Annotated in this window: 14 protein-coding genes, 3 tRNA genes and 1 riboswitch; of the genes, 11 read left to right on the plus strand and 6 right to left on the minus strand. The window is 53.2% G+C overall.

The window, feature by feature from the left end; all coding sequences use genetic code 11:
• Nucleotides 1-51: 51 nt before the first annotated feature.
• A complete protein-coding gene (locus tag BT114_RS09590) occupies nucleotides 52-861 on the minus strand; it encodes a DUF599 domain-containing protein (RefSeq protein WP_072326236.1) in 810 nt (269 codons plus the stop codon).
• A 31-nt stretch (nucleotides 862-892) separates the two neighbouring features.
• On the opposite strand from BT114_RS09590, the gene BT114_RS09595 reads away from it, so the two are divergent.
• Complete coding sequence (locus tag BT114_RS09595; protein WP_084662108.1) at nucleotides 893-1,651, plus strand: TetR/AcrR family transcriptional regulator; 759 nt, start codon at nucleotides 893-895, stop codon at nucleotides 1,649-1,651.
• Here BT114_RS09595 and rimO read toward each other — a convergent pair.
• Nucleotides 1,631-2,983, minus strand: a complete 1,353-nt coding sequence (rimO, locus tag BT114_RS09600) for a 30S ribosomal protein S12 methylthiotransferase RimO (RefSeq protein WP_072326238.1) — start codon at nucleotides 2,981-2,983, stop codon at nucleotides 1,631-1,633. The genes BT114_RS09595 and rimO overlap by 21 nt on opposite strands.
• Before the next feature lie 70 nt (nucleotides 2,984-3,053).
• On the opposite strand from rimO, the gene BT114_RS09605 reads away from it, so the two are divergent.
• From BT114_RS09605 to BT114_RS09640, 8 genes are all read left to right on the plus strand, one after another.
• The gene (locus BT114_RS09605; protein WP_072326239.1) at nucleotides 3,054-4,061 is read left to right on the plus strand and encodes an ABC transporter substrate-binding protein; all 1,008 of its coding nucleotides are present in this window, start codon (nucleotides 3,054-3,056) and stop codon (nucleotides 4,059-4,061) included.
• A complete protein-coding gene (locus BT114_RS09610; RefSeq protein WP_072326240.1) occupies nucleotides 4,058-5,746 on the plus strand; it encodes a sensor histidine kinase in 1,689 nt (562 codons plus the stop codon). Before BT114_RS09605 ends, BT114_RS09610 begins: the two co-directional genes overlap by 4 nt.
• Before the next feature lie 105 nt (nucleotides 5,747-5,851).
• Nucleotides 5,852-6,499, plus strand: a complete 648-nt coding sequence (locus BT114_RS09615; RefSeq protein ID WP_425434785.1) for a response regulator — start codon at nucleotides 5,852-5,854, stop codon at nucleotides 6,497-6,499.
• 14 nt (nucleotides 6,500-6,513) lie between these two features.
• Nucleotides 6,514-8,346 carry an excinuclease ABC subunit UvrC gene (gene uvrC / locus BT114_RS09620; protein ID WP_281249028.1) on the plus strand — a complete coding sequence of 611 codons (1,833 nt, stop codon included), beginning with the start codon at nucleotides 6,514-6,516 and terminating at the stop codon, nucleotides 8,344-8,346.
• 27 nt (nucleotides 8,347-8,373) lie between these two features.
• Nucleotides 8,374-8,934: a CDP-diacylglycerol--glycerol-3-phosphate 3-phosphatidyltransferase gene (pgsA, locus tag BT114_RS09625; protein WP_072326241.1), complete on the plus strand. Its 561-nt coding sequence runs from the start codon at nucleotides 8,374-8,376 to the stop codon at nucleotides 8,932-8,934.
• Nucleotides 8,935-9,034: 100 nt separating this feature from the next.
• Nucleotides 9,035-9,109, plus strand: a tRNA-Gly gene (locus tag BT114_RS09630).
• Nucleotides 9,110-9,129: 20 nt separating this feature from the next.
• A tRNA-Cys gene (locus tag BT114_RS09635) sits at nucleotides 9,130-9,203 on the plus strand.
• 41 nt (nucleotides 9,204-9,244) lie between these two features.
• Nucleotides 9,245-9,331 (plus strand) — tRNA-Leu (locus BT114_RS09640).
• A 107-nt stretch (nucleotides 9,332-9,438) separates the two neighbouring features.
• Here the strand turns inward: BT114_RS09640 and BT114_RS09645 are convergent.
• Both BT114_RS09645 and BT114_RS09650 read right to left on the minus strand, forming a co-directional pair.
• A complete protein-coding gene (locus tag BT114_RS09645; protein WP_072326242.1) occupies nucleotides 9,439-9,744 on the minus strand; it encodes a type II toxin-antitoxin system RelE/ParE family toxin in 306 nt (101 codons plus the stop codon).
• The gene (locus BT114_RS09650; protein WP_245770422.1) at nucleotides 9,732-10,094 is read right to left on the minus strand and encodes a CopG family ribbon-helix-helix protein; all 363 of its coding nucleotides are present in this window, start codon (nucleotides 10,092-10,094) and stop codon (nucleotides 9,732-9,734) included. Before BT114_RS09650 ends, BT114_RS09645 begins: the two co-directional genes overlap by 13 nt.
• Nucleotides 10,095-10,181: 87 nt before the next feature.
• Here BT114_RS09650 and BT114_RS09655 point away from each other — a divergent pair, with 87 nt between their 5' ends.
• A complete protein-coding gene (locus BT114_RS09655; RefSeq protein ID WP_072326244.1) occupies nucleotides 10,182-10,610 on the plus strand; it encodes a LexA family protein in 429 nt (142 codons plus the stop codon).
• 26 nt (nucleotides 10,611-10,636) lie between these two features.
• Nucleotides 10,637-10,808, plus strand: a riboswitch (yybP-ykoY riboswitch).
• Nucleotides 10,809-10,826: 18 nt separating this feature from the next.
• Nucleotides 10,827-11,432, plus strand: coding sequence for a TMEM165/GDT1 family protein (locus BT114_RS09660; RefSeq protein ID WP_072326245.1), 606 nt, complete (start codon nucleotides 10,827-10,829; stop codon nucleotides 11,430-11,432).
• Here the strand turns inward: BT114_RS09660 and BT114_RS09665 are convergent.
• Nucleotides 11,398-12,183: an ATP-binding protein gene (locus BT114_RS09665; protein ID WP_072326246.1), complete on the minus strand. Its 786-nt coding sequence runs from the start codon at nucleotides 12,181-12,183 to the stop codon at nucleotides 11,398-11,400. The two genes, BT114_RS09660 and BT114_RS09665, sit on opposite strands and share 35 nt — an antisense overlap.
• A gap of 8 nt (nucleotides 12,184-12,191) precedes the next feature.
• Nucleotides 12,192-13,298, minus strand: coding sequence for an E22 family MetX-like putative esterase (locus BT114_RS09670; protein ID WP_084662112.1), 1,107 nt, complete (start codon nucleotides 13,296-13,298; stop codon nucleotides 12,192-12,194).
• Nucleotides 13,299-13,369: the final 71 nt, after the last annotated feature.

The raw sequence follows: 13,369 nt of genomic DNA on the forward strand, positions 1-13,369 counted from the left end.
ACGTTAATGAGTGGCTTCTTTGTCACTGGTGTTGGCAGACTGAGTTGGATATTACCGGGTGCGAGGCTCCTGATCTTCGCGCGCAGCAGGCAGTTGCTCCACAGGATGTACATCATCGTCCTGCAAAATGCCACGAAAATTCACTTTCAGGTCGCGTCCAGCCGTTAAAGCTTTTAGTGTTTTTGAATGAAATTCACGGCGATAAAGCACTCCAACCACCGCCAGGGTAGATACCATGAAAATCAGTGGATGCAAAAACCACCCCAGCAATGCCAGACCAAAATAATAAGCCCGCAGGCCATAGTTGAACTGGTTGGCAGCCAGATCAATGACATTGGCCGCCTGAATCGCAAAAGCCTTGCGAATCCCCGGTGTAATGCCCTTTTCATTGGGTAACGGCGCACTGCCAATCAGAATGGCGCAGAAGTTGTACTGACGCATCGACCAGGTAAAAGTGAAAAAAGCATAGATAAAAATGGCTACCAGCAGCAGTAACTTCAGCTCAAGCCCGAGACGATTGGTGGTGCTGCTGGCAAAAGGCAGGTCTGTAATCACTGCCAGTGCTCGATCCATGGCACCCAGCAGACCAAACATGGCTGCAAGGATCAGCAGTGTGCTGGAAGCAAAAAAGGCGCCATTACGCTCCAGGTGAGTCATGATGGTGGCATCGGCAATGCGGGCCTCCCTGTCCAGCAGACGTTTCATCCAGTCATAACGGTAACCATGCATGACACCGGCCAGACAGCGGCGATTGCGCTGACGGCGACGGCTGTATTCGTAATACCAGCCCCAGCAAAGCACAAACAAGCCAAAGGCAGCCCAGTCCAGCCAGCTGAATGCTTCATAAAGGGTTTCGGACACCGGTTAACTCCTTGGTTATCTCTCAGAGGACATGCTGCCGTCGCAAGACTGGTATTTTAGACCAAACGACCGACTCAGGTCGGTGCAGATCAATGCAGCAGGGTTCAGTAATTTGTTACACTTTGCTGATGTTCAATTCCAATCAAAGCGGTATTACTCAGTGAAAAGCGATTCTTCCCTTGCTGTCTCTGCATCCTGTCAGGATAAACGACAGCAGATTATCCTGGCTGCCTCGGAAGCCTTTCTGCAGAAGGGCTACCAGAATTCAAGCATGGAAGCCATTGCCGCCCAGGCCGGTGTAGCCAAACAAACGCTTTATAACCACTTTGGTAACAAGGATGCGTTGTTTTTTGCGGTGGTGAATCAGATGTGTGCAGTGGAAGATGACCACCTGCGTTCCAATGAAATCACCAGCAAGAATGTTGAGGCCGTTTTGCAGCAGTATGCCCGGCGTAAACTGGCGGATCTGACTTCGGCGGAAAACACCGCCATGTTCCGCATGATGGTGTCTGAAGCGATACGTTTTCCCAATCTTGGGCAGTTCTTTTTTCAAGCCGGGATGGAAAAAGACCGGCAGCTATTGGTTGATTTTCTAACTCGTCAACACGAAGCAGGCAACCTGCAGGTGGATGATCCAGAGCAGGCTGCCCTTTTCTTTCAAGGGGCACTGAACGCTTATTTCCGCCCCAAATTCATTATGACGGGGGAAGCTCCCAGTGAAGCGGCGATCCAGCAGCACATCGACTACTGTATCGCCAAGTTCCTGCAGTTATACCGGCTCACCCCATAGGTCGTGCTCATCTGCATCGGTAACCCGAACCTGCAAGCGCTGACCCGGTTGCAGGTGGGTTGCATTGAGCAGGAAGATCTGTCCATCAATCTCGGGAGCATCAGCCATGGTACGCGCTGCTGCACCGTCATCCCCTACCTCATCAACCAGCACTTCCAGGGTTTTGCCAATTTTCTGCTGCAGCTTACGAGCACTGATTTCAGCCTGTTTTTCCATAAAACGAGCCAGGCGCTCTTCTTTCACTTCTTCCGGCACCGCACCGGGCAGGGCATTGGCACTGGCGCCATCTACTGGTGAATAGGTGAAACAGCCAACCCGATCCAGTTGCGCTTCATCCAGGAAGTCCAGCAGGTATTCAAACTGAGCTTCAGTTTCACCGGGGAAACCAACAATGAAAGTGGAGCGCAGGGTGATGTCCGGGCAGACATCCCGCCAGCCGCGAATTCGCTCCAGTGTTTTTTCACTGGCCGCCGGACGCTTCATGGCGCGCAGCACATCCGGGTGAGCATGCTGAAAAGGAATGTCCAGATACGGCAGGATCAGGCCTTCTGCCATCAATGGGGTGATGTCATCCACGTGAGGATAGGGATAAACATAATGCAGACGCACCCAGCTACCCATCTGCCCCAACTCCTGGCACAGCTCCTTCATGCGGGTTTTCACCGGACGCCCCTGCCAGAAACCGGTGCGGTACTTCAGATCCAGTCCGTAAGCACTGGTGTCCTGAGAAACCACCAGCAGCTCCTGCACGCCGGCATTCACCAGGCGCTCAGCCTCACTCAGCACCTCACCGATGGGACGGGATACCAGGTCACCACGCAGTGATGGAATGATGCAGAAACTGCAGCGATGGTTGCAGCCTTCGGAAATTTTCAGATACGCGTAATGGCGCGGGGTCAGCTTGATGCCCTGCGGTGGCAGCAGGTCCACAAAGGGATCGTGGTTTTTGGGTGGCGGCAAATACTGGTGCACCGCACCAACCACCTGCTCATACTGCTGGGGACCAGTTACGGCCAACACCTGCGGATGTAATTCACGGATATGCTGCTCATCCACCCCCATACAACCGGTGACAATCACCCGGCCATTTTCATGAATGGCTTCACCGATGGCTTCCAGCGACTCGGCTTTGGCGGCATCAATAAAGCCGCAGGTATTCACCACCACCAGATCAGCATCTTCATAACTGGGCACCAGCTCGTAACCTTCGCCACGCAACTGGGTTAGAATTCGCTCGGAATCCACCAGTGCTTTCGGACAGCCAAGGCTGACAAATCCGACGCGAGGTGAAGTGCTGTTGAGAGTGATGGTGTGGCTGGAAGGACTGGGCATGAAAGATTACACTGTGCAGGTTGATCAAACCCGCTATTTTAGCGCCTGAACTTCGGAGACAACAGGCCGGATGTCCAAAAAAAATCTGCTGATAACCGGTTTTCTGCTTGTTCTGCCAGTAGCAGCTGCACTGCTGTTCATTCATCAGCAAAATAAACATCACCTTGCAGATAACGCCGCCCAGCCCATTCGCCTGGCATTGGTCTGGGTGGCCAATCCGCAGTTTGCCGGCTTTTATGCAGCCGATGCGTTAGGGCTCTATCAACGCGAAGGTCTTGATATTGAGTTTTTGCCTTATCACAGTGAACTTTCAGTGGTCGAACAACTGGAGGCTGGCCTGGCTGACTTTGGCATCGACTCTCCGGATCAGGTTATTTTAGGTAGTGGCGCAGGATCAGATCTGTTGGCGGTGGCTGCCATTTACCGTATCAATCCGCTGGCTTTTGCCAGTCATTCGGCCTTGAATATACGCCACCCCGTTGATTTTGCAGGGCTCAGGATTGGTGTATTACCTGATGGCACTCAAACCTTGATGCAGGCCATGCTTGCGCGTCACGGCATCATGCCAAATGCCTATCAGGCATTACCCATGGGGTATGATCTGCAAGGGTTTATCCAGGGTGATCTGGATGTTATTCCAGTTTATGTTCAAGATGAACCATTTAAGCTGCAGCGTCTGGATATACCATTTAACCTGTTGCGCCCACAGGATTTTGGCATCGATAGTTATGGTGACACACTCATCACCACTCGCCGCTTTGCTGAACAGCACCCGGAAGTGACCCGGCGCTTTATTCGAGCCAGTTTGCAGGGTTGGCGTTATGTGCTGAAGCATCCGGAAAAGGCAAGGCAACTGATTGAAGCCAGAATGCATGAAATTTATGTCGATGCCGACTATCAGCAACATTTGCTGGCCCACTCGGCACCCTTGATCAATACCGGGCTGGGGCCACTGGGCTGGATGGAAACTGGTCATTGGCAAGCGCTGCACGAACTCTTGTTACGCCATCAACTGATTCAGCAGGCAGTGGATGTTCGACAGCTGTTTACCAACAGTTTTCTGGATCTCGACAATTGAATCGTTATTACCACCTACCACCCAGTGTCAAACACCTGCTGATTGCAGCCTGGTTGACGGGTTTGTTAGCCATGCTGCTGCATCCGTTGCTGACGAGCCGTCAACAGCAGGCTGAATTACTGGACGAACTGACACGTCTGGCGGAACAAAAGGAAATCCTGCTGGACCAGTGGATCACCGCCATGGAAGTTGATCTGCTGCGACTGTCACGCTTTCCTATCCCTGGCCCCAGGTTGCAGGAAGGTTCCAGTTGGTTAAGACTTCACTTTGATGAGTTGACCGAAAGTTATCTGGCCCCCTTTGGTCACTTCCTGGAAGTGTTTGTTATGGATGAGCGCGGCCAGGTCATCCTTTCCACTGATCCTGATGCTCAGGGGCGTTACAAACACAGTCGACGTTATTTTTTACAAGGCAGGCACACTGCTTATATACAACCGGCACACCACTCCATCAGCCTTGGCACGGTTGCCATTACCCTGGCTCGGCCACTGACACTCATTGAGGTTCCTGGTCATCAAACCTACTGGGCCGGCGTATTGGCGGCACGTGCCGACTTAACACATCTGCAACAGTTGATGCAGACTGCAAATCAACCTGCATCACAACTGCCTCGTACTTATTTAGTCAATCGTTACGGCTTTTTCATCACGCCACCAGAATCCTTTTCCGGCTCACTAGCCCCCTACCCTCGAACCGCTGTATCTGAAGGCATTGAAGCCTGCCTTAAAGGGCAGCCGTTACAAGGCCGGTATTTGAATCATGATCAACAAGCGGTTATAGGCACAGGGCTCTGGCTGCCGCGCCATCAGCTTTGTTTAATGGCCGAGCAACCTGCTGCCGGGCTAGAATTCAGATCCCCCTTTTTATTGTGGCTGTTTGTATCGCTACTGGCTGCAACACTGCTGGTGCTGGCGGTCGGATGGTTATATCGCCCGGTCAGTAATGACACCGCTCATCATGAACCTGACTGCAGGCCAGCCGAACCTGATCGAAATTTCTTGCGTCTTCTTGGACATGAAATACGCACCCCGTTGAATGGCATCATTGGCATGCTCTCCTTGTTGCAGGAAGGCCGCTTAACCGAAGAGCAGCGCCACCAGATACGTGTTGCAGATACCTCAGCGCAACAGCTGTATAACCTGATGACACAGATGATGGTAATGACCCAGGATGAAAAAGAAGATCATCAGTCGGTTGAAAAACACTGGATCAACCTGCAAGAGCGCCTGTCACTGCTCACTGAAAGTTATCATTGGAAAGCCCGCCAGAAAGGACTGTTTCTGCGTTTCCAGGCGGATGAAGCCAGTGATCAGCTGGTTTATCTGGCCGATACCCTGTTAATTCAACTGCTGGGGAATTTGCTTGAAAATGCATTCAAGTTCACCGAAAAAGGTGGTGTAACCCTGGAACTGCAGATCAGACAAGGGCAAGATCAACAACAGGACATCATCATTCGTGTCCGTGATACCGGGCAAGGTATTCCTCTACAGGAACAACAGCGGATTTTCCAACCCTTCCATAAAATCATCTACCCCGGCCGCAAACCGGATGACAGTCTGGGTCTGGGGTTGGCGATCTGCCAGCGCCTGGCACGCCAACTGAAAGCAGCACTGGAACTGGAATCCAGCCCTGGCAAAGGCAGCTGTTTTACCATCCTGCTGAGCTGTCCTGGTCGAAAAGCCTGATAAATGCCTGATAAGTCCCCTCCCCGCGCCCAAGGCATTTCTGTTATTCTGCTGCTTTAAGAACCATCGCTAGAGTAGAGGCCAGCTTCAGAAGCAGGTCGGAGGGTGAAGCAGGTGATACGGGTATTGATCGTTGATGACCACGACCTTGTCAGAACAGGCATTGTGCGAGTGCTGGCAGATACCGATGGCATTGAAGTGGTTGGCGAGGCTTGTGATGGCGAAGGCGCAGTCAACAAGGTTCGTGAAGCCAGTCCTGATGTGGTGCTGATGGACGTCAAAATGCCTGGCATCGGTGGTGTGGAAGCAACCCGTAAAATCACCCGCAGCCACCCGGATACACACGTCATAGGACTCACTGCCAGTGGTGATGAAACCTTTTTGCAGCGCCTGTTGCAGGCTGGTGCCAAGGGTTATCTGACCAAGGGCTGCAGTTTTGATGAGGTAATCCGTGCCATTCGCATTGTTGCATCAGGACAGCATTACATCGATCCCACCCTTGCCAGCGGATTGCTGAGCAGAGGCCAGAAGAGCAGCGCCAACCCTTTTGATCAGCTCTCTGAAAGGGAAATGCAAGTCACGTTGATGATCGTTAACTGTCAGAAAGTACAGGAAATTGCAGACAGCCTGTTTGTCAGCCCACGCACGGTAAACACCTACCGCTACCGCATTTTTGAAAAACTGGCTGTTCGCAATGATGTTGAACTGACCCATCTGGCCATGCGCCATAAACTGGTTGATGTGACCGACTGAGCACCGAGGCAGCTGTGTCTGACATCGAAGGTTTTGATCACCGTAGCTTCCTGAAACAGGCCCCTCAGGACCCTGGCATTTATCAGATGTTTGCCGAAGATGGCAAAATTCTTTATGTCGGTAAAGCCCGCAACCTGCGTAACCGCCTGGCCAGTTATTTTCGCAGCAACAATCAGCCGCCGAAAACCCGCGCACTGGTCAGCCGTATTGCCAGCATTGAAGTCACCATCACCCGTACCGAAACCGAAGCCCTGCTGCTGGAGCAGAATCTGATCAAGGCGCTGAAACCGCCTTTTAACATTCTGCTGCGTGACGACAAGTCTTATCCTTTTCTGCACTTTTCCGATCATGCCTGGCCCGCACTGGGTGTACGCCGCACGCGGCATCAGCGTGGCCCCGGTCAGTGGTTTGGTCCCTACCCCAGTGCCAGCATGGTCAGGGAAACCCTGCAGTTGCTTTATCGGGTGTTCCAGATTCGTCAGTGTGATGACACCACCTTCAGCAATCGCAGTCGTCCCTGTCTGCAGTATCAAATCAAACGCTGCTCAGCACCTTGTACCGGTGAAATCACCGCCGAAGCCTATGCCGAAGACCTGCACCACGCCCGATTGCTGCTGGAAGGCAAAAGTCAGCAGGTCACCCAGCAGCTTGCTGAGCGCATGGATGCCGCAGCGGCAGCCCTGGATTTTGAACAGGCAGCCCATTACCGGGACCAGATTCAGCAGTTGCGCCAACTGCAAGTGCAACAGGATGTCGACACCGGCATTGGTGATGCCGATGTTTTTGCCCTGGTGTCCTCCGAAGGACAGAGCAGCATCAGTCTGCTTCAGATTCGTCAGGGCCGCCTGATTGCCACCCGGCATTTTAACTTCACCAACCCGCTGGATGCTGATGACAGCAATACCCTGACGGCTTTTGTGGCCCAGTTTTACCTGACTCGCACTGCATTGCCCCCGGCACCGGAAATCCTGCTCAGCCATGAACTTGAGGATCAGGACACCCTGCAGCAGGCACTGGCTGAACGCTTTGGCATCAAGTCACGCCTGGCTCATCGTGTCAGAAGCCAACGTGCGCGCTGGCTGGAACTGGCTCTGACCAATGCCGGCCAGCAACTGACCGGCAGCCGCGACAAACAAAACCAGCAGCAGCAACGCATGCAGGCATTACAGCAGGCACTTGAGCTGGAGCAACCCATCCAACGCATGGAGTGCTTTGATATCAGCCACAGCCAGGGGGAAGCCACAGTCGCCTCTTGTGTGGTGTTTGATGCGGATGGTCCGCGTAAACAGGACTATCGCCGTTTTAACATTGAAGGCATCACCGGTGGTGATGATTACGCTGCCATGGCTCAGGCACTGGAACGGCGTTATCGGCGGGTTAAAGCCGGAGAAGTTCAGACACCGGATCTGTTGCTGGTGGATGGCGGCAAGGGTCAGCTCAATGCAGCCCGAGAAATCCTCGAAAATCTGGGGTTAAACACCATCCGGTTGCTGGGTGTTGCCAAAGGCACTACCCGCAAACCCGGGCTGGAAACCCTGTTCATCGAAACCGTGGATCAGCAGTTAAGTCTGCCGGGCCACTCCCCGGCACTGCATCTGATTCAGCAAATCCGTGACGAAGCCCATCGCTTTGCCATCACCGGGCACCGCCAGAGGCGTGACAAAGCACGGCAAACCTCTTTTCTCGAAGGCATTGCCGGTGTGGGCCCCAAACGGCGTCAAGCCTTGTTGCGTCATTTTGGTGGCCGTGCCGCTGTTGCAGAGGCCAGTATTGAAGCACTATGCCAGGTTGAAGGCATTAATCGTGCGCTGGCAGAAGAAATTCATGCTACTCTTCACAACCGTTAAAACATGTATCCCTGATCTGGCTGAACCATGAACTTTCCGACCTTTCTGACACTGCTGCGCATCCTGGTCATTCCACTGCTGGTTGTCATCTACTACCTGCCAATACCCAATAAATACCTGATCTGTGCGCTGCTGTTTGGTGCCGCAGCGCTAACGGATTGGCTGGATGGTTATCTGGCCCGTCGCTGGGACCAGATGACACCCTTTGGCGCCTTTTTGGACCCCGTTGCAGACAAACTAATGGTTGCGGTGGCCCTGGGTGTATTGATCGAAGCTCATGCCAGCTGGATCATGACCTTTCCGGCACTGGTCATTATCGGCCGGGAAATTGTGATTTCAGCCTTGCGTGAATGGATGGCAGAAATTGGTGAACGAGGCAGTGTTGCTGTGAGCTGGATTGGCAAGATCAAGACCACCTTCCAGATGCTGGCCATTTTCCTGTTGCTGTTAACTCCACCGGGCACCCTGCTGGCCTGGGGTGGTCTGGCACTGCTTTACCTGGCTGCACTGTTAACACTCTGGTCGATGATCAGCTACCTGCGGGCTGCCTTGCCGCACTTGCTGCCAAATCCGGCAAAAAACCCATAGCAGTCTCTAAGTCTTTGGCTGATCAGGAAAAAATCTTTAGCTGAGGCAATAAAAAACATTGACAGGTAAATTTATCCCCCTATAATGTGCCCCCAGTTGCGCGGGAATAGCTCAGTGGTAGAGCACAACCTTGCCAAGGTTGGGGTCGCGAGTTCGAATCTCGTTTCCCGCTCCAGCAACTGGAATATCTGAAATGGCTGGGTGGCAGAGTGGTTATGCAGCGGATTGCAAATCCGTGGACGCCGGTTCGATTCCGACCCCAGCCTCCATTTCCTGATTTATCAGATACATCCCTCAAAGACCCGATCCAGCCCGGATGGTGAAATTGGTAGACACAAGGGATTTAAAATCCCTCGGCCTTTTGGCTGTGCGGGTTCGAGTCCCGCTCCGGGCACCAGTAAAGTCAAAAAAATCAAAGCGTTGAAAAGCTCACCATTGCTGTTATCCCCTCTTCTTTTCTCCTGTGTCAATAAAGCGTCAACGTCATTTAAAAATAATTGGTGATCAGCGTTGCTGCAAACTATAGCCTGCCTGCCTCTGGTGGCGTATGGAAAGCAGCAAGACAGTCTCTTGATGCAAACGATAGAGCACGACATAACCAGATGAACCAAAGGGCACAACGTACTCCCTGAAATCTCCTGCAAGCTCTGTGACAGGCCGACCAACTTTCGGGTGGCTTTCCAGAGTTTTAATATGACTCCGAATTGTGCGAATCACCATGATGGCTACTTCGGGGCTTTTTTGATGCATGAAGTCTCGAGCTTCCTTCAATGTCTTTAAAGCCGTTGGTGTCCAGATCAGACGTGGCATGCAGGTGGCTCCACATCCCTGCCTTGTTCCAGCTGCTCCAGCCAGTCATCTGCTTCTTCAGAAGTAAGGTGGATACCCGTTAGTTCATAGTCCTCCCAGGCTGCAACAGCTTCAGCAAGAAATGCCTGGCGCTGCTCTTCACGCTCAACAAACTCGGTAACAGCCTGAATAATCAATTTGTGCGCAGAGCGATCTTTGACGCTGGAGAGACGACTGAGGCGCTCTTTAAGCTCAGTATCAAGCTTGATTGTGGTCGGTTTCAGTGCCTGGACGCCCATCGTTGACCTCACGAGTAAATGAAAGGTAGTGAAAAGTAGTATAGCAACAAGCTGCCGTGCAGAAAAATCCATGAAAAATGGATATCCATGGCACGGCACACTGGAACCCTGATATCCATACAGCTACAATGAGCTGTATAAAATCACAAGGGTTTGCATATGACCATTGATCAAACATTCAAAGCTCAGCAACGGCAACCCAGGGGTTATGAAGAAAGCCCGGTAGCCAGCGGCTTTCCCAGCCCTGCAGCAGGTTACGAGGGGGCTGTTTTATCCCTCGATCAGCATCTGGTGCCTCGCCCGTCTGCAACCTATTTTTGCAGGGTTGCCGGTGATGCCATGACTGCAGCCGGTATTCATGACGGTGATTTGCTGGTGGTGGATGCCTCGTTGACACCAACTCATGATCAGGTGGTGGTGGCGATACTCTTTGGTGAGTTTGTGGTGCGTCGCCTGCAAGTGCAAGGCCATAAACGCTGGCTGGTGGCTGAGTCTGTACAACAATCCCCGCCACCGATGGATGTCAGTCGCCATGAAACCGACAGCCTGTTCTGGGGTGTGGTGACCTGGGTCTTGCATCGCCCCTGAGACTGACCTAGAATGCCCTTCGTTCGGGGGAGTAGTTGCTTTGTAAATCCCTGATTCCGCAAAGATTGGTGTCAACATATTTGATCCTCAATGATCATGGCACCAATAGCCTTTCTCAAGGCCTGACGAGACCTGAACACAAGACACCAGCCGGGGCTGGCGGTGCTTTGTGTTCAGTTTTTGATCTTGTCGGCCAGCCCCGTTTCAGGGGATTTCATGGAATTTCTTCAGAACCTCATTGTTGCCGCCGAAGCCACAGGTGCCGGTGCGTTCCTCATCTCCACACTGATTGTGACCCTGGCAGAAATCGGGGATAAAACCCAGTTGCTGGCGTTGGTGTTGATTGCCCGCTATCGCCAACCCTGGCCGATCATCTGGGGCATCCTGCTGGCCACCCTGCTCAACCATGCCCTGGCTGCCTGGCTGGGCGCTCTGGCGGCACAATGGCTGGCCAGTGACTGGCTACCCTGGATACTGGGCATTTCATTCATTCTGATGGGTATCTGGGTGTTGATTCCAGATAAGCTGGATGACGAAGATACTGACCCACGCTGGATGAAAAAAGGGGCATTCATTGCCACGCTGGTGCTGTTCTTCATGGCTGAAATGGGTGACAAGACTCAGGTGGCAACCGTGGCGCTGGGCGCCCATTTTGACAGCCTGGTTGGCGTCATTCTGGGCACCACGCTGGGTATGCTGCTGGCCAATGTACCGGTGATTCTGGCCGGTCATCTGGTGATGGATCGCCTGCCGATCAAGGCCATTCACGGCGTCACGGCACTGCTGTTCATCCTGCTGGGGGTATGGACCCTCTGGTATTAAAAAACTGCTGCGCAGTTCGACCGCTGTAGGAAGCCCGCGCTCTGGCAAAACGCCGGGCTTCCTGCAACAAGGCTTCCCAGTCACCGGTGTAACCCTCAAAATAACTGCGCACCAGCTCCAGATAATCATCCAGATTGCCCTGATAAAACGACAGGCTCAGGCCAAAACGATCTGCCAGCGAAATCCGCTCTTCCACACTGTCACTCAGGTGCAGTTCTCCCCGCTCCCCCACCGTTGACTGCTGATTGTCACTCATGTACTCCGGCACCAGATGGCGGCGGTTACTGGTGGCATACACACAGATGTTTTCCGGCGGTGTTTCCAGTGAACCTTCCATGATGCTTTTTAAACCCTTGTAACCACTTTCACCGGCTTCAAAGCTCAGATCATCACAGAAAATGATGAACCGAAAGGGCTGCAGGCGTAGCTCATCCGACACTTCCGGCAGCCAGCTCAGGCTTTCGCGAGGAAACTCAACCACCCGCAATCCCGCTTTATAATAACGGTATAACAAAGCTCGGATCAGGCTGCTTTTACCAGTACCACGACTGCCCCACAACAACACATGGTTGGAAGGCTCTCCTTTCAGAAAGCGTTCGGTATTCTCAACCAGCGCCGCTTTCTGTCGATCCATGCCCAGCAGGCGTTCCAGAGGCAGGGCTGAAAACTCGATCACGGGTTTCAGGCACTGGGCATGGGTACGCCAGACAGCACCTTTTGCTTCGTGCCAATCAATACCAGATGCATACATGACCTGCCTCACTCTTCCAGATGTTGTCGAATCAGCTCATGCTGGGTGTGCAGGGTATAAATACCATCCAGATGCCCCCATGAGCCTTTGATTTCAGCATAATGACTGGATTTACCCAGCGACTGCAAGGTGTCATGCACCCGCCGCGCCAGTCCGGGACGCAGCAGCAGATCACCACTGGCCGGAAGAAACAGGCAGCGTGCCTGCACCCGTTGCAGTCCCTCTTCCAGTGAACCCCCATGCCCAGCCAGAAATAACTGATTGGCGCGAATCAGGTACAGCAGATGGTTGGCATCGGCCTGGCGTGCCCGGGCCAGGGTATCCTGGTGAAAGCGTCGCACCATCCGGTAATCTTCGCGGATATCCTGCAAAGGCCCCTGCTCCAGTGGATGGTGCATGTGAAAGGTGCGATTGATGATCTCCGGTGACATGGCCGTCTGGCCAATCTGCAGCAGGGTATGCAACACACCATCGAGGGGCGGTTCACTCAGGTAATAATCGCCGTCCCGCCAGCGCGGGTCATGACGTATCGGCCAGGCCCACTGTTGCAAGCCCAGGCAGGTCCAGGCATCACTTTCACCCATGCCAATCACTGAGATCATCCGTTCCACCTGCTCCGGCCAGGCGACCGCCCATTCCAGTGCCTGCAACGACCCCATGGATGGTCCCACCACAGCATGCAGGTGATGAATACCCAGCGATGCCAGCAATGCTTTTTGCACATTCACAAAGTCACGAATGGTCACCACCGGAAAATCCAGCCCCCAGTGCCGACCTGTTTCCGGATTGATGCTGGCCGGGCCAGTGGTCACCACCTGCGGATTAAAGGGCTCCTGGTTCACCAGAGTGTCACTGCTGATGACAAACCAGCGATTGGTGTCCAGTGGTTTGCCCGGTCCGATCAGGTCATCCCAGTAACCGGGCAGCGCATCATCCGGGTGATAACGCCCGGCAGCATGGCTGTTGCCGGAAAAATAATGGGTGACAAGAATGGCATTGTCTGCCCGTTCATTCAGTGTGCCCCAGCTTTCCCAGCCGACTTGCAACAGCGGTATCTCTTGCCCATTAAAAGTCCTAAACCCTTGCAATTCAAAGTGTTTTTTCTTGGTGATCATGCTGCTTCCCTGATGAAGGTTTTTTGCCTGCAAGCGCAAACAGGACTAATATGGTGCTGCAAACTCGTTGA

Origin of the sequence: Marinospirillum alkaliphilum DSM 21637 (assembly GCF_900119735.1) — a bacterium.
GTDB lineage: Bacteria > Pseudomonadota > Gammaproteobacteria > Pseudomonadales > Halomonadaceae > Marinospirillum > Marinospirillum alkaliphilum.